The sequence below is a fragment of the Microbacterium sp. genome (assembly GCF_026393345.1).
In the GTDB taxonomy this organism is placed as follows: Bacteria; Actinomycetota; Actinomycetes; order Actinomycetales; family Microbacteriaceae; genus Microbacterium.
The window spans coordinates 80079-101857 of sequence record NZ_JAPLAI010000048.1; the positions used below are offsets into that span (position 1 = coordinate 80079).

The 21779-nt window shown below is 71.6% G+C and carries 23 protein-coding genes and 1 riboswitch; of the genes, 18 read left to right on the top strand and 5 right to left on the bottom strand.

Features of this window, described 5'->3' with window-relative positions; all coding sequences use genetic code 11:
• Positions 1-104 precede the first annotated feature (104 nt).
• Positions 105-1028, top strand: coding sequence for a DnaJ domain-containing protein (locus NT132_RS09220; protein WP_297787675.1), 924 nt, complete (start codon positions 105-107; stop codon positions 1026-1028).
• 37 nt (positions 1029-1065) lie between these two features.
• Complete coding sequence (locus NT132_RS09225; RefSeq protein WP_297787677.1) at positions 1066-1443, top strand: PPOX class F420-dependent oxidoreductase; 378 nt, start codon at positions 1066-1068, stop codon at positions 1441-1443.
• Between the two features lie 6 nt (positions 1444-1449).
• Here NT132_RS09225 and NT132_RS09230 read toward each other — a convergent pair whose 3' ends face one another.
• Entirely contained in the window at positions 1450-3123 is a 1674-nt protein-coding gene (locus tag NT132_RS09230) for a D-alanyl-D-alanine carboxypeptidase (RefSeq protein ID WP_297787679.1), read from the bottom strand.
• 34 nt (positions 3124-3157) lie between these two features.
• Positions 3158-3267: riboswitch (TPP riboswitch) on the top strand.
• Between NT132_RS09230 and NT132_RS09235 the strand changes: the two genes are divergently transcribed.
• The 3 genes from NT132_RS09235 (at position 3261) to NT132_RS09245 (ending at position 6126) form a co-directional block, all read left to right on the top strand.
• Positions 3261-3893, top strand: coding sequence for an ECF transporter S component (locus NT132_RS09235; RefSeq protein ID WP_297787681.1), 633 nt, complete (start codon positions 3261-3263; stop codon positions 3891-3893). Its footprint overlaps the riboswitch before it by 7 nt.
• Positions 3890-5344: an ABC transporter ATP-binding protein gene (locus tag NT132_RS09240; protein WP_297787683.1), complete on the top strand. Its 1455-nt coding sequence runs from the start codon at positions 3890-3892 to the stop codon at positions 5342-5344. The genes NT132_RS09235 and NT132_RS09240 overlap by 4 nt, the downstream gene beginning before the upstream one ends.
• Positions 5341-6126, top strand: a complete 786-nt coding sequence (locus tag NT132_RS09245; RefSeq protein WP_297787685.1) for an energy-coupling factor transporter transmembrane protein EcfT — start codon at positions 5341-5343, stop codon at positions 6124-6126. Before NT132_RS09240 ends, NT132_RS09245 begins: the two co-directional genes overlap by 4 nt.
• A 7-nt stretch (positions 6127-6133) precedes the next feature.
• On the opposite strand, the gene NT132_RS09250 is transcribed toward NT132_RS09245, so the two are convergent.
• Positions 6134-6529, bottom strand: a complete 396-nt coding sequence (locus NT132_RS09250; protein ID WP_297787687.1) for an MmcQ/YjbR family DNA-binding protein — start codon at positions 6527-6529, stop codon at positions 6134-6136.
• Between the two features lie 103 nt (positions 6530-6632).
• Between NT132_RS09250 and NT132_RS09255 the strand changes: the two genes are divergently transcribed.
• The 3 genes from NT132_RS09255 to NT132_RS09265 are packed head-to-tail and all read left to right on the top strand — an operon-like array spanning position 6633 to position 9021.
• The gene (locus NT132_RS09255; protein ID WP_297787689.1) at positions 6633-7394 is read left to right on the top strand and encodes an SDR family NAD(P)-dependent oxidoreductase; all 762 of its coding nucleotides are present in this window, start codon (positions 6633-6635) and stop codon (positions 7392-7394) included.
• Positions 7391-8182 (top strand): enoyl-CoA hydratase/isomerase family protein, encoded by a 792-nt coding sequence (locus NT132_RS09260; protein ID WP_297787691.1) that lies wholly within the window; start codon positions 7391-7393, stop codon positions 8180-8182. The genes NT132_RS09255 and NT132_RS09260 overlap by 4 nt, the downstream gene beginning before the upstream one ends.
• Positions 8179-9021, top strand: a complete 843-nt coding sequence (locus tag NT132_RS09265) for an NAD(P)-dependent oxidoreductase (RefSeq protein WP_297787693.1) — start codon at positions 8179-8181, stop codon at positions 9019-9021. The genes NT132_RS09260 and NT132_RS09265 overlap by 4 nt, the downstream gene beginning before the upstream one ends.
• Before the next feature lie 10 nt (positions 9022-9031).
• Here the strand turns inward: NT132_RS09265 and NT132_RS09270 are convergent, their stop codons facing one another.
• A complete protein-coding gene (locus tag NT132_RS09270; RefSeq protein ID WP_297787695.1) occupies positions 9032-9667 on the bottom strand; it encodes a LysE family translocator in 636 nt (211 codons plus the stop codon).
• 29 nt (positions 9668-9696) lie between these two features.
• Entirely contained in the window at positions 9697-10254 is a 558-nt protein-coding gene (locus tag NT132_RS09275; RefSeq protein ID WP_297787697.1) for a TetR/AcrR family transcriptional regulator, read from the bottom strand.
• A gap of 152 nt (positions 10255-10406) precedes the next feature.
• Between NT132_RS09275 and NT132_RS09280 the strand changes: the two genes are divergently transcribed.
• Positions 10407-11870 (top strand): DUF4407 domain-containing protein, encoded by a 1464-nt coding sequence (locus tag NT132_RS09280; RefSeq protein ID WP_297787699.1) that lies wholly within the window; start codon positions 10407-10409, stop codon positions 11868-11870.
• A gap of 22 nt (positions 11871-11892) precedes the next feature.
• Here NT132_RS09280 and NT132_RS09285 read toward each other — a convergent pair whose 3' ends face one another.
• The gene (locus NT132_RS09285) at positions 11893-12360 is read right to left on the bottom strand and encodes a GNAT family N-acetyltransferase (protein WP_297787701.1); all 468 of its coding nucleotides are present in this window, start codon (positions 12358-12360) and stop codon (positions 11893-11895) included.
• A 99-nt stretch (positions 12361-12459) separates the two neighbouring features.
• On the opposite strand from NT132_RS09285, the gene NT132_RS09290 reads away from it, so the two are divergent.
• From NT132_RS09290 to prpB, 9 genes are all read left to right on the top strand, one after another.
• Complete coding sequence (locus NT132_RS09290; RefSeq protein ID WP_297787703.1) at positions 12460-13239, top strand: sulfite exporter TauE/SafE family protein; 780 nt, start codon at positions 12460-12462, stop codon at positions 13237-13239.
• Positions 13240-13286: 47 nt separating this feature from the next.
• Positions 13287-14516 carry a 23S rRNA (adenine(2503)-C(2))-methyltransferase RlmN gene (gene rlmN / locus NT132_RS09295; protein ID WP_297787705.1) on the top strand — a complete coding sequence of 410 codons (1230 nt, stop codon included), beginning with the start codon at positions 13287-13289 and terminating at the stop codon, positions 14514-14516.
• A 91-nt stretch (positions 14517-14607) separates the two neighbouring features.
• Positions 14608-16575 carry an AarF/UbiB family protein gene (locus NT132_RS09300; protein WP_297787707.1) on the top strand — a complete coding sequence of 656 codons (1968 nt, stop codon included), beginning with the start codon at positions 14608-14610 and terminating at the stop codon, positions 16573-16575.
• Between the two features lie 61 nt (positions 16576-16636).
• Positions 16637-17653, top strand: coding sequence for an aldo/keto reductase family protein (locus tag NT132_RS09305; protein WP_297787709.1), 1017 nt, complete (start codon positions 16637-16639; stop codon positions 17651-17653).
• Complete coding sequence (locus NT132_RS09310) at positions 17650-18120, top strand: NUDIX domain-containing protein (RefSeq protein ID WP_297787711.1); 471 nt, start codon at positions 17650-17652, stop codon at positions 18118-18120. The genes NT132_RS09305 and NT132_RS09310 overlap by 4 nt, the downstream gene beginning before the upstream one ends.
• 59 nt (positions 18121-18179) lie before the next feature.
• On the top strand, positions 18180-18539 hold the full coding sequence (locus NT132_RS09315) for a VOC family protein (RefSeq protein WP_297787713.1): 360 nt from the start codon (positions 18180-18182) through the stop codon (positions 18537-18539).
• Between the two features lie 96 nt (positions 18540-18635).
• Positions 18636-19352: a GntR family transcriptional regulator gene (locus NT132_RS09320; protein WP_297787715.1), complete on the top strand. Its 717-nt coding sequence runs from the start codon at positions 18636-18638 to the stop codon at positions 19350-19352.
• Positions 19349-20875 carry an MmgE/PrpD family protein gene (locus NT132_RS09325; RefSeq protein ID WP_297787716.1) on the top strand — a complete coding sequence of 509 codons (1527 nt, stop codon included), beginning with the start codon at positions 19349-19351 and terminating at the stop codon, positions 20873-20875. The genes NT132_RS09320 and NT132_RS09325 overlap by 4 nt, the downstream gene beginning before the upstream one ends.
• The gene (gene prpB / locus NT132_RS09330; RefSeq protein WP_297787717.1) at positions 20875-21777 is read left to right on the top strand and encodes a methylisocitrate lyase; all 903 of its coding nucleotides are present in this window, start codon (positions 20875-20877) and stop codon (positions 21775-21777) included. The genes NT132_RS09325 and prpB overlap by 1 nt, the downstream gene beginning before the upstream one ends.
• Positions 21778-21779 lie beyond the last annotated feature (2 nt).

Genomic DNA, 21779 nt, shown 5'->3' on the forward strand with positions numbered 1-21779 from the left:
GGGTGAGCCCGTGATGTCCGAACGAGGGACCGGGTACCCTCAGCCTCCGCGGGGCCGGGGCGCGTTAGCCTGGGACGTCGCGCCGGGCGGCATGAGGAGGATGCGTGTTCGACAGTCCGTTGTCCGCATCCGCGTACGAGGTGCTGGGCGTTCCCGCCACCGCCACCGACGACGATCTGCGCCGCGCGTTCCGCCAGCGGCTGCGGGAGACCCACCCGGATACCGGCGGAGATGCCGCGGAGTTCGTGCGGGTGCAACGCGCCTGGGAGCTCATCGGCACCGTGGAGTCCCGCGCCGCCTACGACCGCGGTCACGGGTTCTCCGTGGCGCCCGACCCGGATGCGGCGATGTGGCGGCCACCGACGTCCCGCGCCGACACCCGGCCCCGCGCCCGGAGCACCGGGCACCCCGGCGGCTGGCGCCGGGAACGCTACCTCGTGCTCATGCGGGAGTGGGCGGGTCGCGGCGTGGACCTCGCCGACCCGTACGACCCCGCGTGGCTGCGCACCGCCCCCCGTGAGCTGCGACGCCTGCTGGCCGACGCGCTCGCCGAGGAGGCGACGGCACGTATCGTCGCCGATCTCGGCATGGGGTACACGGTGTGGCATGACGTCGCCGTCGGCGGACCCGACGTCGCCGACGCGAAACTCGATCACGTGGTGCTCGGCCCCAGCGGCCTTTATGGCGTGCTGAGCGAGGACTTCGGCGGGCCGGTGGGGTTCCGCCGCGGCGAGATCACCGGGCCGCACGTGCCCGACGCCCCGGTCACCCGCCTTCTCGCCGGGATGCGGCAGGTCGCCCGTGCCGCACGGGTGCGCTTCGGCGGGGCCATCGTGGTGCTGCCGGACGAGGACGTACCGCAGGCGATCACCGACCTCGGCAAGGTCCGGGGCACCCCGGTCGCCGTGGTCGGCCGCGCCGCGCTGTCGACGCTGCTGCGCCGGGGCGTGCCCGGTGCCCGCGACATCGGTGGCAACGAGGTGTTCGACATCCGGACGCGCCTGGACCAGACCGTCCGGTTCGTCTGAGTCGGCGGTGCGGGATCCGGCATGGCACGCTGGAACCGTGATCACCGACGAGGCGCGCGCCTTCCTCCGCGAGTACCACCTGGCCACCCTGTCCACGCTGGGGCGGGACTGCCGCATCCACTCCGTGCCCGTCGGGATGACGTGGGAGGACGGCGTCGTGCGGGTGATCGGCACCCGTGGCTCGCAGAAATTCCTGAACGCCGCACGTGCGGGACGGGCGAGCATCAACAGCGTGGACGGCGGGCGCTGGATCAGCTTCGAGGGTCCCGCGCGGGTGAACGAGGACCCGGATGCGGTCGCCCACGCCGTGGCGCTCTACGCTGCGCGGTACCGGCAGCCGGCGGTGAACCCGGAGCGGGTGGTGCTGGAGATCACCGTCGAGCGGGTGCTCGGCTCGCCGCAGTTCCGCGCCTGAGCGGACTCAGAGCAGGCCGAACAGCTCGAGTGGGTGGGTGAGTCGCCACCACGGGCTCGGACTGGGGACGTCGGCGGCGAGCACCAGATCGACGGTCGCTGCGTTCTTCGGGCCGGTCGCGGTGAGCGAGCCCACCCGCTCGCCCTCGTCACGGGCGTCGCCGAGGGCGAACGTGCTGGCGGTGTCGGCGACCGTGCCGTTCCACAGGATGACGTCCGCATCGGCGTCGACGATGATCGCGACCGGATCGGCCCAGCGCGTCTCCACCTGTCCCGCGGTGGTGCCGCGGGGGACACTCGGCACCGGCTGCAGCTCGAGCTCGACCTGCGCGAACAGCGCCCGGGTCGCGGCGTCCCGCGCGTCGTCGTCGGCCTGGCCGAGCACGTCGGCGTACACGCGCACCGGGGTGCCGTCGATGGTGAGGTCTTTCGCGGCGAGCAGGTTGTACAGGTCCAGCGTGCCGGTCTTGATGCCGACGACACCCGGGTCGGCGAGGAGCGGGTTGGTATTGGTCACCAGGCCCGCGCCGGGGAGGTCGACGGCGGCGGTGCGAACGATCTCCGCGATCACCGGGTTCGCGAGCGCCCGCTTGCCGAGCGCCAGGAGCGATTCCGGCGTGGCGGTGTTCCCGGGGTCGATGCCGGTCGGCTCGACCACGCGGACACCCGTGATGCCGTGCTGGGTGAGCCAGCTGCCGGCCGCCGCGGCGTAGACCGCATCCGTCGGCCAGAAGGTCGAGGCGAGGCGGTCCGCGTAGTTGCCGGCGGAGCCGATGAGCATGCCCTGGAGCATCTGGTACTCGGTGAGGCTGCCACCCACCGGCACGTCCAGGGCGGACTCGCCGCGCGAACGGTACGCCCAGTAGCTCGTGCGGTCGGCGGACGTGAACTGGAACCTGCGGCCTTCCTCGCCGAGGGCGAGGGGTGCCTGCTCCAGCACGACGAGGGCGGTGACGACCTTGGTGATGCTCGCCATCGGGACCGCGTCGAGGGCGGATGCGGTGGCGGTGCCCACGCCGTCGACGGTCACGGCCGCACTGCCCTGCGCCGGCCAGGCCGGAGCGGCGGCCGCCGCGGCGACGGGCTGCACCGCGATCGGGGTCACCGTGGGGGCGACCGCGTGCAGCGGCCACAGCAGCACGGTGGCGCAGTAGGCGGCGATGATCGCGAGGATGAGGCCCGTCGGGACGAGGACTCCGGGCCGCCACGGCGTCCGTCGCGGGGCGCGGGCGAGGAGGTCCGCGGTGACCGGGGTGTACCCGCTCGCGTGGGCCTCCAGCTGCAGCTGCGGGACGGAGCGGCTGAGGACGCCGCGCTCGTCGACCCAGGCCAGTGCCGTCGGCGGGAGGACGACGGCCACCGACGGCTCCGCTGCTGGGTCCGCGGTCGACAGCGCCCTGGCCTCCGACTGCGGCGCGGAGGCGGACTGGGGTGCGACCGGGTGGGGCGATGGCGCCATCGCCGGTGCCGGGCCCTCGGGGCTCGTCGGCTCCGCGGCAACGGGAGCGGGCGCAGCGGTGACGGGTGTGCCCTCGGTGACGGGAGCGGCATCCGCCGCCGCGGCGGCGACGAGCAGCGGCAACGCCGACGGATCGTCCTCCGCGGGTGGGGTGACCTCCACCGTGGGCGCCTTTCGCGCGCGCAGCGCACGGCGGGTGGGAGGAGGGCCTTCGGGGGTCACCCGCCTAAGTTATCGCGACCGCGTCTATACTCGGCACCACACCCACGGGAGTCCGGTATGCCGGGCTGAGAGGAAGCGAATCACGCTTCGACCGTCGAACCTGATCCGGATCATGCCGGCGCAGGAAGGAGCACCGAATGCACACGTCCACGTCCGCATCCGTCAACACCGCCTCTCGATTCCGGTGGCGGGTCGTCGACATCGTCGTCGCCAGCGTCATCGGAGTGGCCGCCGGCGTCATCTTCTGGGTGTGGGGGCAGGCCTGGACGCCGCTGAGCACCGTCCTCGCATTCCTGCCGGGCCTGGAAGGTCTGCTGTCCGGCGGCTGGCTGTTCGCCGGCGTCCTCGGCGGACTCGTGATCCGCAAACCCGGTGCCGCGCTGTACACCGAGATCGTCGCGGCCGTCGTGTCGATGGCGGTGGGCACCCAGTGGGGCTTCCTCACGTTCGCGTGGGGCGTGGTCGAGGGTCTCGGCGCCGAACTCGGTTTCGCGCTGTTCCTCTACGCCAACTTCAAGCTGCTGCCCGCCCTGGTCTCGGGGGCGCTGGCGGGGCTGGCCGCGGCGCTCCTCGACACGAATTTCAGCTCCATCGCCGCCTACGACGTCGGGCCGCGCGCGATCTACTTCGTCTCCGCCGTGGTCTCCGGCATCCTGCTGGCCGGTCTCGTGTCCTGGCTGCTCGTGCGGGCGCTGGCGGCCACGGGGGCGCTGGACCGCTTCGCCGCCGGCCGTGAAGCCCGTGCGGTGGACCGCGCCGACGCAGCGTGACCGGCGCGCGGGTCGACGCGCGCGGGTGGGGCTGGCGGCACGCCGGGCGTCGCCGGTGGGCCGTCTCCGGGCTCGACCTCGTCATCCACCCCGGGGAGCGGGTGCTGCTGCTCGGCGCGAGCGGAGCCGGCAAGTCGACCCTCCTGCGTGGTCTCGCGGGGGTCCTCGGCGACACCGAGGACGGTGAATCCGCCGGCGGGCTGCGAATGGACGGCGAAGCTCCCGCCCGTGTGCGGGGTCGGGCGGGACTCGTGCTGCAGGACCCGGACTCCCAGGTCGTGCTGGCGCGAGTCGGCGACGACATCGCGTTCGGATGCGAGAACCTCGGCATCGATCGCGAGGAGATCTGGCGACGCGTGGATGCAGCGCGTGACGCCGTGGGCCTGCGGGTCCCCCGCGACCATCCCACGACGGCGCTCTCCGGCGGGCAGAAGCAACGCCTCGCCCTCGCCGGAGCGCTCGCGATGGGTCCGGGCCTTCTGCTCCTGGACGAACCCACCGCGAACCTCGACCCGGCGGGCGCCGTCGAGGTACGGGATGCCATGGTGGCGGCGGCGACCGGCGCGGGGGCGACGCTCGTCGTGGTCGAGCACCGGGTGGAGCTGTGGGCGGAGCATGTCGACCGCGTGATCGTGCTCGCGGCCGACGGGGGACTCCTCGCCGACGGGGCACCCTCGGCCGTCTTCGACGCGCATGCCCGGACCCTCACGGATGCCGGTGTCTGGGTCCCCGGCGTCTCGGTGGCCGCGGCCGTCCGGACCCGGTGGGCCGACGCCCCCGAGCTTCTCACCGCCCGCTCCCTCGCCGTGGGGCGCCGCGGCTTCGGGGAACGGATCCCGAGGGTGGCCGCATCCGGGATCGACGTCGCGCTCCGGGCGGGCCGGACGCTCGCCGTGACCGGACCCAACGGAGCGGGGAAATCGACCTTGGCGATGACGCTCGCGGGCCTCCGGGAACCGGTGGCGGGCACGGTCGCCGCATCCGCGGGTCTCCGGGCGGGGCTGCGGCCGGCACCCCACCGGTGGCGGTCGCGTGACCTGCTCACCCGGATCGGCATGGTGTTCCAGGAGCCGGAGCACCAGCTCCTGGCGACCCGGGTGCGAGACGAGCTCGCGATCGGACCCCGTGCGCTCGGGCTCAGCGAGGCGCAGATAGCCGAGCGCATCGACCCGCTGCTGGACCGCCTCCGTCTCGCCCGGCTCGCCGATGCCAACCCGTTCACTCTCTCCGGCGGCGAGAAGCGGCGGCTGACGGTCGCCGCCGCGATCGCCACGGAGCCCGCCGTGTTGCTGCTCGACGAGCCCACCTACGGCCAGGACGCCCGCACCTGGCGCGAACTCGCCGACCTCATCGACGCGCTGCGCGCCGCCGGTACGGCCGTCGGAATCGTGTCGCACGACCCCGACCTCGTCGACCTCCTCGCCGACGACCGGGTGCGGGTGGGCGCATGAGCCTGTTCGCCCTGGACGTCGGTCGCAGCCCCCTCGCCCGGATAAACCCGGTCACGAAGCTGACCGCGACCCTCGTCGTGTCGATCGTGCTGCTGCTGTCGATCGATCCGGTGTCCGCCGGCGTGGCGCTCGGTGCGACCCTCCTCCTCCTGCCGTGGGCGCGTCTGCCTGCCCGGCAGCTCTGGCTGCGGCTGTGGCCGATCGTCGTCGCCGCGGTCATCGCGGGCGCGGCGACCGTCCTCTACGGCCGGATGTCGGGGACCGTGTTCCTGGAGTGGGGTCTCATCCGTATCAGTGAGGGCTCGCTCTCCCTCGCGGGCGCCATCCTGCTGCGCGTGCTCGCGATCGCCGTGCCCTCCGTCCTCCTTTTCGCCACGACGGACCCCACCGACCTGGCCGACGGGCTCGCCCAGCTGGTGCGCCTGCCCGCCCGGTTCGTGCTGGGCGCGCTCGCCGGGCTGCGCCTCGTGGGGCTACTCATCTCCGACTGGCGCGAGCTCGGCATGGCGCGGCGGGCGCGCGGAGTCGCCGACACCGGCCGCATCCGTCGTTTCCTCGGGCAGGCGTTCGCGCTGCTCGTGCTCTCGATCCGCCGCGGCACGAAGCTCGCGACCGCGATGGAAGCCCGCGGGTTCGGAGCCGAGGGTCCCCGCACCTGGGCGCGGGTCTCGAGGCTCGGATGGCGCGACGTCGTGATGCTCGGGCTGGCCGTCGTGGTCGCCGCCACCGCCGTGACCGCCGCCGTCCTCGCCGGTACCTGGAGCCTGGTGTTCTCGCTCTGATCCGCCCTCAGGCGTCGAGGGTGCGGACCAGTCGTGCAGGGGCGGTGACCCGGTAGGACGCGTCGATGAGCTCCGCCACCTCCGCCCATTCGGTGTCGACGCCGAGGTCCAGGCCCAGCCAGCCGTGGACGCCGAGATAGGCCGGGACGAAGAACCGGACATCCTGCCGCAGTGCCGGCTCGTCTTCCGGGTCGGGACGGATGAGAATCGCGGCATCGTGCGGCACCCAGACGCCGTCGATGCGCTGGCTGCCGCCGTACCAGCAGAAGCTGCGGGCGGTGGCGAAGTTCGGCCGGCCGTGACTGACCCGCTCGTACGCCTCCGGGTAGGCCAGACACAGGTCGCGGAGGCGCCCGAGCACGGGGTCGGCGGGGTCGAACATCGGAGGGTGTGCCACCCCCATATCCTGACGCGACGTCGCCGTCGGCGCACCCCTGGTTCCGGCCGCATCCGGGACGCGGTGCCGCGTATGCTGACACCGGATGCCGACTTTCAAAGGAGAACGCATGGACATCACGGGAGCCTCGGCCCTCGTCACCGGAGGCGCCAGCGGCCTCGGCCACGCCACCGCGACGGCGCTCGCCGCCGCCGGAGCCATCGTCACGATCGTGGATCTTCCCTCCTCGCCGGGGGCGGAACGCGCCGCGGCGCTCGGGGGATCCTTCGCCGCCGCCGACGTCACGAGCCCCGAGCAGGTCGCGGAGGCGGTCGCGCAGGCGTCCGCGTCCGGTCCGCTCCGGGTCGTCGTGAACTGCGCGGGCATCGCGCCGCCCGCCAAGGTCCTCGACCGGGACGGCAATCCGTCGCCGCTCGCCGACTTCGAGAAGCTCGTGCGGGTGAACCTCGTCGGCACCTTCAACGTCATCTCGCAGGCGTCCGCGGCCATTGCGCGCACCGACCCGACGGAGGGCGGCGACCGGGGTGTCATCGTCAACACCGCGAGCGTTGCGGCGTTCGACGGCCAGATCGGTCAGCCCGCCTACTCCGCCTCCAAGGGGGGCGTCCACGCCATGACCCTTCCGATCGCGCGCGAACTCGCCCGCTACGGCATCCGGGTGGTCACGATCGCCCCGGGCATCATGCAGACGCCCATGCTCGCGGGGCTGCCGCAGGCCGCGCAGGACTCGCTCGGCCAGCAGGTGCCCTACCCGCCGCGCGTCGGCCGCCCGGAGGAGTACGCCTCGCTCGCGCTCGAGATCATCCGCAACGGCTACCTCAACGGTGAGACGATCCGCCTCGACGGCGCCATCCGGATGGCACCGCGATGAGCGACAGCATCCTCTTCGCCGTCGAGGACGGCCTCGCGCGGATCACGTTCAACCGCCCGGCGTCGCTGAACGCCATGGACTTCGAGATGGGGCAACGCTGGCAGGAGCTCGCCCATCGGATCGCCGACGATGACACCATCGGCGCCGTGATCCTGGACGCGGCGGGTCCCGCGTTCTGCGCCGGCGGCGACGTCATCGCGATGAGCGCGCAGGGAGCGGCCGCAGGCGGGTCCGCGATCACCGGCATGGCCCACGTCATCCATGACGGCATCCGCACCTTCGTGGAATCGGACAAGCCGATCGCCGCCGCCGTGCAGGGCGCGGTCGCGGGCGGTGGCCTCGGTCTCATGCTGACCGCGGACTACATCGTCGCGGCCGAGCGCGCGAAATTCGTCTCCCGCTACGCGAACATCGGGCTCACCCCCGACCTCGGCGTCTCGACGCTGCTGCCGGCCGCGATCGGGCAGCGCCGCGCGCTGCGTCTGCTGCTGCAGGACGAGACGATCGACGCCGCCACGGCCGAGGAATGGGGACTCGTGACCGAGGTCGTCCCGAACGACCAGGTCGCCGCCCGCACCGAACAGGTCGCCCGGTTCTGGCTCGACAACGCCACCGCCGCGTTCGGTCAGGCCAAGCGCCTCATCCGCACCGGCGCCCACCGCGGTTTCGCCGCGAACCTCGACGACGAGGCCGCCACCATCGGCGCGGCGTTCGACACCGATCAGGCCCGCGCCCGCATCGCGGCCTTCGCCGCCGCATCCGTCCGTCCCCCGAAGGAGAAGGCATGAGCGAGAACGCTCCGCTGTCCGGCAAGACCCTGTTGATCTCCGGCGGCAGCCGCGGCATCGGCCTCGCCATCGCCCTGCGTGCCGCCCGTGACGGCGCGAACATCGCGCTGCTCGCGAAGACCGACACCCCGCATCCGAAGCTCGAGGGCACCGTGCACACCGCTGCCGCGCAGATCGAGGCGGCGGGCGGCCGGGCGCTCCCGATCGTCGGGGACGTGCGCGACGCGGACTCCATCACCGAGGCCGTGCTGAAGACGCAGGGCGAATTCGGCGGCATCGACATCGTCGTCAACAACGCCAGCGTCATCGACCTGTCCGGGTCTCTCGACCTGTCCGTGAAGAAGTACGACCTGATGCAGGACGTCAACGTGCGCGGCACGTTCCTGCTGTCGCGGGCGGCCCTCCCCGCGTTGCTCGAGGCGGAGAACCCACACATCCTCTCCCTCTCTCCGCCGCTGAACCTCTCGCCGAAGTGGCTCGGGGCGCACACCGGGTACACGCTCGCGAAGTACGGCATGAGCATGGTCACCCTCGGCATCGCCGCGGAGTTCGCGGCCCAGGGGATCGCGGCCAACACGCTGTGGCCGCGCACGACGATCGCCACCGCGGCGGTGCAGTTCTCGCTCGGCGGGGAGCGGATGATGAAGGCCAGCCGTACTCCGGACATCTATGCCGACGCCGCCTACGAGGTCATCACGCGGCCCGCGCGGGAGGTCACCGGGCAGTCGCTGATCGTGGAGGACGTGCTCGAGGCCGCCGGGATCACCGACTTCTCCGGCTATGCCGCGGTGCCGGGGACTCCCGACGACCAGCTCTTCCCGGACATCTTCCTCGACTGAGGCTCCTCCCTCAGTCGCGCCAGCCGGTGAGCAGCAGCACGCCGCCGAGGCCGATGATCATGGCGCCGCCGGTGGCGGTGAGCGTCTCGATCCGCCGGGGGGAGCGGGCGAACCAGCCGCGGGCGGCGGCCGCCAGCAGCGCCCATGCGCCGTCCGAGAGGAGCGCGAGCAGCAGGAATACCAGCCCCAGCTCCAGCATCTGCAGCGGCACCCACCCGGCGCCCAGATCGACGAACTGCGGCAGCACCGCGACGAAGAACGCGATCGTCTTGGGGTTCGTGACCCCGACGATGAATCCCTCTGCGAGCTGACGGCGGTGCGACACCGGGGCCGTGCCGGTCGCGGCGCGTGAGGCGCGCTTCCGGTGCCGGATGGCCTGCGCCCCGAGGTACACGAGGTATCCGGCGCCGGCGATCTTCACGATCGTGAAGAGCACCACCGACTGCGCCACGACCGCGCCGACCCCGAACGCGACGGCGAGCACCAGCGGCACCTGCCCGAGCACACCGCCGATCACGCTCACGAGGCCCCCGACGCGGCCGAGCGCGAGGGAGCGACCGATCACGAACAGCACACCGGGCCCCGGGATGATGATGATCACGATCGCCGCGAGGCCGAATGCGAGCAGACTCTCCGGCGAAACCACGCCCCCACGTTAGTGGTGGCGTGGTCGGTTCAGCCCCGCAGCCCCGCCTCGAACACCGCGACCAGGCGCGGGACCAGGTGCGGCGACACCGCGCGGACGGCCGGTGGCTGCGGCCGCGTGATCATGCCGATCGCGACGACGAGCTCCAGTGGATCGAGGTCGACGCGCATGAGCCCGCTGCTGCGCGCCGCGGTCACCAGCGTCGCGACGCGGGCGAGCGCCTGATCATGCGCATCGCGCACCGCGACCGACAGATCGTCGTCGGCCCCGTGACGGGTCACCGCATCCGTGAGCGCGCCCAGGTCGAGGGTCGTCAGCCGGATGAGGAAGTCGTGCCAGGCGGCCTCGGGATGCGCGTCGAATCGGGCGAGGACGGATGCGGCCGCCGCTTCGATGTCGGCGAGGATCGCGAGGGCGACGGCATCGGCCAGCTCGGTCCGCGACGCGAAGTTGCGGTACAGGGTGGCGATGCCGACGCCGCTGGCCTCGGCCACCGACTCGAGGGTCACCCCCGCGCCGTGCGCGGCCAAGAGGGCGCGCGCCTCCTGCACGATCGTCTCGCGTCGCCGTGCCGCATCCGGACGCATGGTGCTCCTTGTCGTTTCCTCCATGGTGTCCGGGAATGGCTTCGGATGCGACTCCCCTCCGAAACGGGGGATACCTGCCCGCTGCCCGCCGCCCAGCCCGGCCATAACCGGCGCCCACCTGGCGCACAGGTGCACCCTTCTAGCCTGATGGGATGTCATTTTCTGACCACCGCCCCGGCCGGTTCGGCGCCGATGGCCGCGTCGTCCTGGAGGGACCCCTCGAGGACGACCCGCTGTATCTGAGCGATCTCCGCGACGATCCCGACGACCTCGACCGCGACGCCTCGCCCGGGGAAGACGCTGAGCCGGTCGATGCCGCGGCGTCGCATGAGACCGAGGACACCGCCCCGGATGCGGTTGAAGACGGGCCGCGCACCCGCGCCGCCCGCGCGCCGCGGTCCCGTCGTCGGATGCCGCTGTCGCGCCGGCTCGCCATCCTCGGCGGTGCCGACGGCGAGGTGCTGGACGACGTCCCGGTGGAGACGCCGCGGTTCGTGCAGATGTTCTTCGTGCTCGCGGGTACCGCGCTCGTCTCCGCCCTGTCCATGGTGTTCGCGCTGATCACCGGCGTGCGCATCTCGATCTGGCTCGCGGTGCCGCTCGCGATCGTGTGGGCGCTCATCATCTTCAACCTCGACCGGTTCCTCACCTCGACCATGCGGGCCACCCGCAGCGTCTGGCGCCTGCTCGGTCTCGCCCTGCCCCGCGTCATCATGGCCGCGCTCATCGGCATCGTGGTCGCCGAGCCGCTCGTGCTGCAGATCTTCCACAACGACATCGCACGGGAGGTGACCTCGGTCAACGTCAGTCAGGCGCTGTCTGACCAGGATGCGGTCACCAGCGGCCCGGAGAAGCAGGCACTGGATGCGGCCTCCGCCCGGGTGAGCGCGCTGGAGAACCAGGCATCCACCGGGATCGTCGAGGGCACCTCCAGTACCTCGGCCGAGTCCGTCGCCGCGCAGCAGAGCGTGGATCAGCTCACCGCGCAGCTCGCCGCCCAGCAGGGCGTGATCGATCAGGCCCGCGCGCTGTACCAGTGCGAACTCACTGGGCAGGGTGCCGGCACCGTGCCGGGCTGCACCGGCGTCCAGGGCGACGGTGCGAGCTCCGACGCGGCCGAGGCCCAGCTCACGCAGGCGCAGACCTCCTACGACGACCTGGCGGCCCAGCTACAGCAGGCGACTGCCGCCCTGACGGCCGCCAATGCGGCCGGGACGGATGCGGCGGCCGGCGCCGCGGAGGCGAACAAGCAGCAGGCGGAAGACCAGCTGCCCGCTGCCCGGGACCAGTATGACGCAGCGCTCGCGGCCTACAACGAGCGCTCCGCCGCGGTCGCTGATACGAACGCCGGAGCACAGGGGATGCTGAGCCAGATCTCCGCGCTCGACCGTCTCTCACAGCGCGAGCCGGCGCTCGCGTGGGCACACTGGCTGATCGCGGCGCTCTTCTTCATGATCGAGCTGCTCCCGGTACTCGTGAAGGTGCTCACCAGCTACGGCGACCCGTCGCTGTACGAGAAGGCTGACGCTCTGCGGCGTCAGGTCGCCCTGGACCGCGTGACCGCGCGCACCTGGCGGGAGCGCGCCAGCATCGTCACGACGGAGGCCGCGGGCTGACCCAGAGCGGTGCCGCGACAGCTCAGCGGAGTGGCTTGCGGAGGAAGATCTGGTCGCTTCCGTCGCCGGGCACCCGCTCGCTCTCGCGGTACCCCTCGCGCTCGTACAGCCGCAGGTTGGCCTCGCTGAGCGAGCCGGTGAACAGCTCCGCCTCGGTGCAGCCGGCGTCGCGGCCGCGGTCCTCGAGGGCGGCCAGGAGCATCGACCCGATCCCCTCGCCCTGCTGATCCGGGGCGATGGCGATCCGGCCGATCAGCAGCAGGGCGCCGTCGCTGCGGGCGCGCGCCGCCCCGACGATCCGCGCGCCGCGCACCGCCACGCATCCGAGGTTCTCGGCGAGTTCGACCCGCACCTCGTCGAGGGTCTGCGTGAGTACCGGCATATCGGGGTCGCCGTAGATCTGCGCCTCCGACACGAAGGCGGCACGCTGCAGCGTCAGCACCTCACCGGCGTCGTCGGGGTGGATGGGTCGGATGGTCACGTCGCTCACGCCCGCCACCGTACCGAGTTGGTGTTGCCCCGGCCCGGGACTTGACGGCGGGGGCCGTCGCGGGCGATACCGTAACGCTGTGCCCACCGTCTTCCCGTCATGCCGGACCTGACCCCGTTCGCGTGGGTGCTGCTCGCGGTCGCCGCGGTCGTCATCGGGCTCACGAAGGCAGCGCTGCCGGGCGGCTCCACGGTCGCCGTCGCGCTGTTCGCCGCGGTCCTGCCGGCAAAGCAGTCGACCGGCACCATCCTGCTGCTCCTCATCGTCGGTGACGCGTTCGCGCTGTGGGCGTACCGGCGCGACGCCGACCTGCGGACCCTGCTGCGCCTCATCCCCGCCGTGATCGTGGGGCTCCTCCTCGGCGTCGTGTTCCTGGCGTTCGCCTCGGACGACCTCGTGCGTCGCGCGATCGCGGTGCTGCTGCTGGCGGTGGTCGGTGTCACCCTGTGGCGCCGCCGACGCCCCGCATCCGTGCCGCCCGCTCCCGCAGCCGGCGCTCCGGCTGCGCCCGGCCCTCGGCCCCATCGCGTGGCCGCCGCGGTCTACGGCAGCCTCGGCGGGTTCACGACCATGGTCGCGAACGCCGCCGGGCCGGTGATGTCGATGTACTTCCTGTCGATGCGGTTCCCGGTCGCGGCCTTCCTCGGCACGAGCGCCTGGTTCTTCGCGGTGGTGAACGTCACGAAGATCCCCTTCCTGGTCGGGCTCGGCATGATCACGCCCTCGGGGCTCTGGATCGTGCTCGTCCTGACCCCCGTGGTCATCGCCGCCGCGTTCGTCGGCCGCCGCATCGCCCGCCGCATCCCGCAACGGCTGTTCGAGCGGCTGGTGATCGCGCTGACCGTCGTCGGGGCGGTGTATCTGCTGCTCCTGACCTGATCCCCCACCACCGGCATCCGTCCAGACGGCTCGCGTACCCTGGAACCATGACCGATTCCACGCCCGTGCGCACCACCACGCCTCGCCAGGTGCGACCGGCGACGGAAGGCTGGTCGCAGCAGAAGGACGCCACCGGCAGGCCGCTGCTCCAGTTCGCCAGTCCGAAGCGCGGCAAGCCGCCCGTCCACCTGGCCGACCTGACCGCCGAGCAGCGTGCGGAGAAGCTCTTCGAGCTGGGGTTCCCGAAGTTCCGGGCCGCGCAGCTGGAGAAGCACTACTTCACGCACTACACGTCGGACCCGGAGCTCATGACCGACCTTCCGGCCGCCGGCCGTGAGGAGCTCGTCGCCGGGATGCTGCCGACCCTGCTCACCGAGGTGCGACGCCTGCAGACCGACCGCGGCGACACGGTCAAGTTCCTGTGGAAGCTGCACGACGGCGCGCTGGTCGAGTCCGTGCTGATGCGCTACCCGGGCCGGATCACGCTGTGCGTGTCGAGCCAGGCCGGCTGCGGCATGAACTGCCCGTTCTGCGCCACCGGCCAGGCGGGGCTTACCCGCAACATGTCGGCCGCCGAGATCATCGAGCAGGTCGTTCGCGCCAACCGCCTCATCCGCGAGGGTGGCCTCGGCCCCGCCGAGCACGCCGACGAGCGGGTGACGAACATCGTCTTCATGGGGATGGGTGAGCCGCTGGCGAACTACGCCCGCGTGATGCACGCCGTCCGCGTCATGGTCGACAAGAAGCACGGCCTCGGCATGAGCGCGCGCGGCATCACGGTGTCGACGGTCGGACTCGTCCCCGCCATCCGGAAGCTGTCGAACGAAGAGATCCCCGTCACGTTCGCGCTCTCCCTGCACGCCCCCGACGACCTGCTGCGCGACGAGCTCATCCCGGTGAACTCGAAGTGGAAGGTCGACGAGGCGCTCGACGCGGCACGCGAGTACTTCGAGAAGACCGGCCGCCGTGTCTCGATCGAGTACGCCCTCATCAAAGACATGAACGACCACGCCTGGCGCGCCGATCTGCTGGCCGAGAAGCTCAACTCCCGCGGACGCGGCTGGGTGCACGTGAACCCCATCCCGCTGAACCCGACCCCCGGCTCGATCTGGACCTCGTCCGAGAAGTCGGTGCAGAACGAGTTCGTGCGTCGCCTGAACGACGCCGGCATCCCCACCACCCTCCGCGACACCCGCGGCAAAGAGATCGACGGCGCCTGCGGTCAGCTCGTCGCGAGCACCGAGGACGAGGCCGCCGCGGCCGCCACCCCGGTCTGATGCGGGGCGGATGCGGCGGGTCGCCGCATCCGGAGGGTCCCATTAGCCTGGGCTGACAGCGACCTCACGCACGGTCGCGAGCGGGGGCGACGTGGACTTCTGGATCTACATCTGGGCGGTGGTGATCATCGCCGTGTTCTCGGTCGTCGCGGGCTGGAGCAGTCGGCGCTTGCTGGAGACGAAGGTCGGCTGGATCCGCTCGGTGATCACCGCCGCGGTGGTGTTCCTGCTCGTCAGTCCGGTCGCGTACTGGGCGCTCGATGAGGCGGGCGTGATGTCCGGCAATCGGCTCGTCGTCGAGGGTCCGCTCGCCGTGGTGTTCCTCGCGCTGACCCTCGGCTGGATGTTCGCGGTCGTTGTGGTCGTGCTCGTCACTCTGGAGTTCCTCTGGCCCACCCGGCCCTTCGTCAACCCGGTTCTCGTGGTCCGCGAGGCGTTCCGCCGCCGTGACCGCGCCCGCCGGTACGGGCAGATCATCGCGATTGCCTCCCGCCACGGCCTCGGCATGTACCGGCGGCGCCGCACCGGCGCCGGGGACGACTTCCCGACCGCGCTGGTGGCGGCGATGAACGAGGCCGGGGTCACCTTCATCAAGATCGGGCAGGTGCTGTCCGCCCGCGACGATCTGCTGCCGCCCGACCTCACATCGGCGCTCGCGACCTTGCAGATGGAGAGCACGCCGATCCCCTGGACCGAGGCGCGGGCAGCGATCGAGGCGCAGCTCGGCGCGCCCCTCGACACCGCCTTCGCCGAGGTCGACGAGCAGCCGCTGGCGGCCGCATCCGTCGCCCAGGTACACGCGGCGACCCTGCACGGCGGCGATGCCGTAGTGGTCAAGATCCAGCGACCGAAGGCCCGCGCGCAGGTCGCCACCGACCTCGACATCGTGGAGCGGCTGGCCCGGGATGCGGAACGCCACACGCAGTGGGGACGCGACTACGGCACCGTGGCACTGGCCGCCGAGTTCGGCCGAGCGCTCCGCGAGGAGCTCGACTACCGCATCGAGGCGGCCAACACCGAGATGCTGCGGGGCGCCGTGGCGCGCTCCTCCGGGCTGACCCTCCGCGTCCCGCGCGTCTACGACCAGTTCACCACCGCGCAGATGATGGTGCAGGAGCGGGCCGACGGCATCCCGTTCAGCCGCGTCGATGCATCGACCCTCGATCCGCAGCGCGCGCGCCAGATCGCCGACGGCGTGCTCGACGCGGCCTTCGAGCAGATCGCCGTGCGGGGCGTCTTCCACGCCGATCTCCATCCGGGGAACCTCATGCTCGCGCCCGACGGCGCCGTGACCCTCATCGACTTCGGCTCGGTCGGGGTGCTGGAGAGGAGCATGCGCCGGATGCTGCTGCCGCTCCTGGTCGCGATGGCGAACGAGGACGACGTGAGCGCCACCGACGTGGTCCTCATGCTGGTGGCCGCGCCCGAGGAGGGCACGCTCGACCAGGCCGCGCTGCAGCACGACATCGGGGTGATCCTCACCCGTGTCCACAACACCCGCGTCGACGAGAACATCTTCCGTGCGCTCGTTGACGTCATGCGCCGGCACCGGCTCGCGCTCCCGCCCGCACTGCTTCTCGTCTTCCGCACCCTCGCCTCGCTCGAGGGGTCGCTGCGCCGGCTCGTCCCCGACTACGACATGGTGGGCCGGGCGCTCGCCCGGGCGCCGCACTACGCCCGCGAGATCGGCTCGCCGCGGTCGCTGGCGATGTCGGTGCAGACCCACACCGCGCTCATGGCCGAGCAGCTGCGGCAACTGCCGCGGCGTATCGGCACCCTCACCCAGCAGCTCGAGAACGGGACCTTCCGGGTGAGCCTGCGCAGCTTCGACGACGGCGACGAACGGTCGTGGGTCGAGACGCTGGTCGCCCGCCTCACCACCACCCTCGTCGGTATCGCCCTGGTGGTCGTGGCGGTGTTCCTCAGCGTCGCGGGCGGCGGCCCGAACCTGACCCCGGAGGTTCCGGTATACCCCTTCATTGGCGCCGTCGTGGGCCTCGGCGGCCTGCTTCTCCTCCTGCGGAGCCTCCGCGTCGCGTTCGTCCGCCGCCGCCGCTGAGTCCGGTGCTGCGCGTGGCCCTGGTCGCCCGCGCGTCTGAGGTCGCCACTAGCGTGGAGGGATGGTCAACTATCGCTTCCTCGGCAACAGCGGCTTCAAGGTCTCGGAGATCACGTACGGCAACTGGATCACGCACGCCTCCCAGGTCGGGAACGAGCAGGCGATCGCCACGGTGCACCGGGCGCTCGATCTCGGCATCACGAGTTTCGACACCGCCGACACGTACGCGAACACCGCGGCCGAGGAGGTCCTCGGCGAGGCGCTGAAGGGCCAGCGGCGGGAGTCGCTGGAGATCTTCACTAAGGTCTACTGGCCGATCGGCCCGAAGGGCCCGAACGACGCCGGACTGTCCCGCAAGCACATCTTCGACGGCATTCACGGGTCGCTGCGACGGCTCGGCGTCGAGTACGTCGACCTGTACCAGGCGCATCGCTACGACTACGAAACCCCGCTGGAAGAGACGATGCAGGCGTTCGCGGACATCGTCCGGCAGGGCAAGGCCCTCTACATCGGGGTCAGCGAGTGGACCGCCGAGCAGCTCCGTGCCAGTCACGCCCTGGCGACGCAGCTGGGCGTCCAGCTCGTGTCGAACCAGCCGCAGTACTCCGCGCTGTGGCGCGTCATCGAGGGCAAGGTCGTGCCGACGAGCGAGGAGCTCGGCATCTCGCAGGTCGTGTTCTCGCCGATGGCGCAGGGCGTGCTGTCGGGCAAGTACCTGCCCGGCCGGCCGGCCCCCGAAGGCTCCCGCGCCACCGACGAGAAGAGCGGCGCGAACTTCATCCAGCGGTTCATGCAGGACGATGTGCTCACCGCGGTGCAGAAGCTGAAGCCGGTCGCCGACGAGGCGGGACTCACCCTGCCGCAGCTCGCGATCGCCTGGGTGCTGCAGAACCCGAACGTGGCCGCAGCCCTCGTCGGCGCCTCGCGCCCCGAACAGCTCGACGACTCGGTGAAGGCCTCCGGGGTGGTGCTCGACGCCGACACGTTGGCCGCCATCGACGACGCGCTGCTGCCGGTCGCCGAGACCGACCCGGAGAAGACCTACCAGGTCTCGCCGAAGACCCGCCCCGGGGCATGATCCACAGCGCCGGTCTCCTGCTCTACCGACTCGACCGTGCGGCGGTCGAGGTGCTGATCGCCCACATGGGCGGTCCGTTCTGGGCGCGCAAGGAGGCCGGCGCGTGGTCGATTCCGAAGGGCGAGTACGACCCCGACGCCGAGGCTGCGGTGGATGCAGCGGTGCGTGAGTTTCGCGAGGAGCTCGGCGTCGACCCGCCCGCCGGCCCCTACGCCGAGCTCGGGACGTTCCCCTACTCCTCCGGCAAACGGGTTGCGGTCTTCGTCGCCGACGGCGGGGCACTGGCCCTCGATGCGGTGCGCTTCGGGGAGTTCGAGATGGAGTGGCCGCCCCGATCCGGCACGACGCAGTCGTTCCCCGAGGTCGACCGGGTCGAATGGTCGACCCTGGATGCGGCGCGCGAGCGACTCGTGAAGGGTCAGCGCCCCGCCCTCGACGCACTGGCGCAGGCGATCTCCCGGCTCTGATCCCCTTGCCGCTGGGTCGGGCGCGGCGCAGACTGTGCGCGAGCGGAGGGAACGACGACATGGCACACGGCGACATCACCCACATCGACATCCCGGTCGACGACCTGGCCACGGCGGCCGAGTTCTCCCCGAGGCTGTTCGGCTGGCAGATTGCGGAGATCGAAGGCTTCGAGGGCTACCCGATGTGGCGCGCCCCGAACGGGATCAGCGGCGGCGGGCTCGCGCCGCGCAGTAGCGAGTTCACACAGCCGCGCTCCTACATCGAGGTCGACTCCATCGACGACATCCTGGCGAAGCTCGACGCCGCCGGTGGCAGCGTGGCACAGCCCAAGCAACCCATCACCGACACCAGCTGGTGGGCCGTGATCCGTGACCCGGACGGGAATCACATCGGGCTCTTCGAGGGCATGACGACGTAGCCGTCTGTATACGGCGCGGTGCCAAGCATCGTCCCGCGCCCCTGCGGAACCGCTTTGTGTATACACTGGCGGAGGTTGCCAGCAGAGGAGGCGGGGATGCGTGCCAGTGATCGGGCCTACCGCGCCCTCCTCGCGGAGATCCAGACCGGCACCCTCGCCGCCGGCGCCGTCCTCAGTGAGACCGAGCAGGCCGGACGCCTCGGGGTCAGCCGCACACCGCTGCGGGAGGCCATCGCGCGGCTCACCGCCGACGGCCTCGTCCAGCAGCAGTCCCCGCGGGTCACGATCGTCACCCCCATCGACAGCGCCGACATCGTCGCACTGTTCGACCTGCGCCGGGCTCTCGAGGAGACCGCGGCGCGGCTGGCCGCCCGCCGGGACGACCGGACGGCGTTCGTCGCCCTCGCGGACGAGTTCGACTCCGCGTCTGTCGAGGGCGAATCCGCCCGGGAGGCCTACTACGCGCTCATCGCCCGGTTCGACGCCGCGCTCGATGCCGCGGCCGAGAACGACTATCTCGCGGCGGCGCTGCGCACCGTCCGCACCCACCTGGTGCGGGTCCGCCGCCTCGCACGCCACAAGCCCGGGCGGCTCGCGGCCTCGGTCGGGGAACACCGGTTGATCGCACAGGCGATCGCCGCCGGTGATCCGGACCTGGCCGCGCACGCCACCCACGTGCACCTGCACAACGCCGTGTCCAGCATCCTGTCATCGCTGGACGAGGTCCCCTCCGCCCGGACACCCGGGCCGCGCTCACGGGCGGAGGGGCCACGATCCCCCGGCCCCGGCGCATTCATCGAAGGAGCAGCATGACCGTCATCCACCACCTCCGCGTGCACCGCAGCGACGAGAACCTGGAGCGCGAGGGCCAGCTCGCCTGGCGGATCGCCGAGGTCGCCACCGACCCCGTCGCCGTGTCTGACGAGGTCGTCGAGATGATCATCAACCGGGTGATCGACAACGCCGCCGTCGCCGCGGCATCCCTCACCCGTCGCCCCGTCAGCGCCGCCCGCCAGCAGGCCCTCGATCACCCTGTCTCTGTCTCCGGCGACGGCTCGACCGTCTTCGGCTGCCCGCTCGAGCGCCGCACCAGCCCGGAATGGGCGGCCTGGGCCAACGGCGTCGCGGTGCGCGAGCTCGACTACCATGACACGTTCCTTGCCGCCGAGTACTCCCACCCGGGCGACAATATCCCCCCGATCGTCGCGGTCGCGCAGCACGTCGGCGCCGACGGTGCGGCGCTCGTGCGCGGCATCGCCACCGGCTACGAGATCCAGATCGACCTCGTCCGCGCCATCTCGCTGCACCGGCACAAGATCGACCACGTCGCCCACCTCGGCCCCTCTGCGGCGGCCGGAATCGGCACGCTCCTCGGGCTCGACACCGAAACCATCTACCAGGCGGTCGGGCAGGCCCTGCACACCACCACCGCCACCCGCCAGTCCCGCAAGGGCGAGATCTCCACCTGGAAGGCGCACGCCCCCGCGTTCGCGGGCAAGGCTGCCGTCGAAGCGGTCGACCGTGCCATGCGCGGCGAGACCAGCCCGAGCCCCATCTACGAGGGCGAGGACGGCGTCATCGCCTGGATGCTGGACGGCAAGGATGCGGCCTACGAGGTGCCGCTGCCCGCCCCGGGCGAGGAGAAGCGCGCCATCCTCGATTCGTACACGAAGGAGCACTCCGCCGAGTATCAGGCGCAGGCGTGGATCGACCTGGCCCGGAAGCTCCACGGCGAGCACCCCGAGCTCGTCGACCCGGCGAATGTGGCGTCGATCGTGCTGCACACCAGCCACCACACGCACTACGTGATCGGCTCCGGCGCGAACGACCCGCAGAAGTACGACCCGACCGCCTCCCGTGAGACCCTCGACCACTCGATTCCGTACATCTTCGCGGTCGCGCTGCAGGACGGCGCCTGGCACCACGTCGACTCGTACACGCCGGAGCGGGCGGGCCGCGAGGACACCGTCGCCCTGTGGCAGAAGATCACCACGGCCGAGGATGCGGAGTGGACCCGCCGCTACCACTCCGAGGACCCCGACGAGAAGGCCTTCGGTGGTCGCGTCGAGATCCACCTCACGAACGGCGAGACGATCGTCGAGGAGATCGCCGTCGCCGATGCGCACCCGCTGGGCGCCCGCCCATTCGCCCGTGAGGATTACATCCGCAAGTTCCGGCTGCTGGCCGAGCCGGTGCTCGCACCCGAGGAGATCGAACGGTTCCTCGAGCTCGCCGAGCGCCTGCCGGAGCTCACCGCCGACGAGGTGCGGCAGCTGACGATCGTCGCGAAACCCGGGGTCCTCGCATCCGCCCCCGCTCCCAAGGGTCTGTTCTGATGCTGTACTCGACCACGCCGGCGCACGAGAAGCGGCGCCTGTTCCGGGAGCGGCTCGCGACCGGCGAGCTGCTGCGGTTCCCGGGTGCGTTCAACCCGCTGTCGGCGCGGCTCATCGAGCGGAAGGGGTTCGAGGGCGTCTACATCTCCGGGGCCGTGCTCTCCGCCGACCTGGGCCTGCCCGACATCGGGCTCACCACGCTCAGCGAGGTCGCCGGGCGCGGGCAGCAGATCGCCCGCATGACCGAGCTTCCCGCGCTCATCGACGCCGACACCGGGTTCGGCGAGCCGATGAACGTGGCGCGCACGATCCAGACCCTCGAGGACGCCGGCATCGCCGGGATGCACATCGAGGACCAGGTGAACCCGAAGCGCTGCGGCCACCTCGACGGCAAGGCCGTGGTCGACACCGACACAGCGGTCAAACGCATCCGCGCCGCCGTCGATGCCCGCCGCGACCCGAACTTCCTCGTCATGGCCCGCACCGACATCCGCGCGGTCGAGGGTTTGGATGCGGCGGTCGACCGTACCAAGACGCTCGTGGACGCCGGCGCCGACGCGATCTTCCCCGAGGCGATGCGGACCCTCGAAGAGTTCGCCGCGATCCGTGCCGCCGTCGATGTGCCGATCCTGGCCAACATGACGGAGTTCGGGAAGAGCAACCTGTTCTCGGTCGACCAGCTGCGGGACGTCGGGGTCAACATCGTCATCTGGCCGGTGTCGCTGCTGCGCATCGCGATGGGCGCGGCAGGCCGCGCGCTCGACACGCTCGCGGAGGAGGGGCACCTCACCTCGAAGCTCGGCGAGATGCAGCATCGCGCCGACCTGTACGACCTGATCGACTACGAGCAGTACAACCACTTCGACACCAGCGTCTTCAACTTCACCATCACGAAGGAGTGAAC

Excerpts from the sequence above, each read along its gene's own strand:
- NT132_RS09265 (WP_297787693.1), top strand. The coding sequence starts at position 8,179 with ATGAGCGAGAACGCTCCGCTGTCCGGCAAGACCCTGTTGATCTCCGGC.
- NT132_RS09260 (WP_297787691.1), top strand. The coding sequence starts at position 7,391 with ATGAGCGACAGCATCCTCTTCGCCGTCGAGGACGGCCTCGCGCGGATC.
- NT132_RS09325 (WP_297787716.1), top strand. The coding sequence starts at position 19,349 with ATGACCGTCATCCACCACCTCCGCGTGCACCGCAGCGACGAGAACCTG.
- NT132_RS09320 (WP_297787715.1), top strand. The coding sequence starts at position 18,636 with ATGCGTGCCAGTGATCGGGCCTACCGCGCCCTCCTCGCGGAGATCCAG.
- NT132_RS09280 (WP_297787699.1), top strand. The coding sequence starts at position 10,407 with ATGTCATTTTCTGACCACCGCCCCGGCCGGTTCGGCGCCGATGGCCGC.
- rlmN (WP_297787705.1), top strand. The coding sequence starts at position 13,287 with ATGACCGATTCCACGCCCGTGCGCACCACCACGCCTCGCCAGGTGCGA.
- NT132_RS09255 (WP_297787689.1), top strand. The coding sequence starts at position 6,633 with ATGGACATCACGGGAGCCTCGGCCCTCGTCACCGGAGGCGCCAGCGGC.
- NT132_RS09245 (WP_297787685.1), top strand. The coding sequence starts at position 5,341 with ATGAGCCTGTTCGCCCTGGACGTCGGTCGCAGCCCCCTCGCCCGGATA.
- NT132_RS09235 (WP_297787681.1), top strand. The coding sequence starts at position 3,261 with ATGCACACGTCCACGTCCGCATCCGTCAACACCGCCTCTCGATTCCGG.
- NT132_RS09305 (WP_297787709.1), top strand. The coding sequence starts at position 16,637 with ATGGTCAACTATCGCTTCCTCGGCAACAGCGGCTTCAAGGTCTCGGAG.
- NT132_RS09310 (WP_297787711.1), top strand. The coding sequence starts at position 17,650 with ATGATCCACAGCGCCGGTCTCCTGCTCTACCGACTCGACCGTGCGGCG.
- prpB (WP_297787717.1), top strand. The coding sequence starts at position 20,875 with ATGCTGTACTCGACCACGCCGGCGCACGAGAAGCGGCGCCTGTTCCGG.
- NT132_RS09315 (WP_297787713.1), top strand. The coding sequence starts at position 18,180 with ATGGCACACGGCGACATCACCCACATCGACATCCCGGTCGACGACCTG.
- NT132_RS09275 (WP_297787697.1), bottom strand. The coding sequence starts at position 10,254 with ATGCGTCCGGATGCGGCACGGCGACGCGAGACGATCGTGCAGGAGGCG.
- NT132_RS09290 (WP_297787703.1), top strand. The coding sequence starts at position 12,460 with ATGCCGGACCTGACCCCGTTCGCGTGGGTGCTGCTCGCGGTCGCCGCG.
- NT132_RS09250 (WP_297787687.1), bottom strand. The coding sequence starts at position 6,529 with ATGGGGGTGGCACACCCTCCGATGTTCGACCCCGCCGACCCCGTGCTC.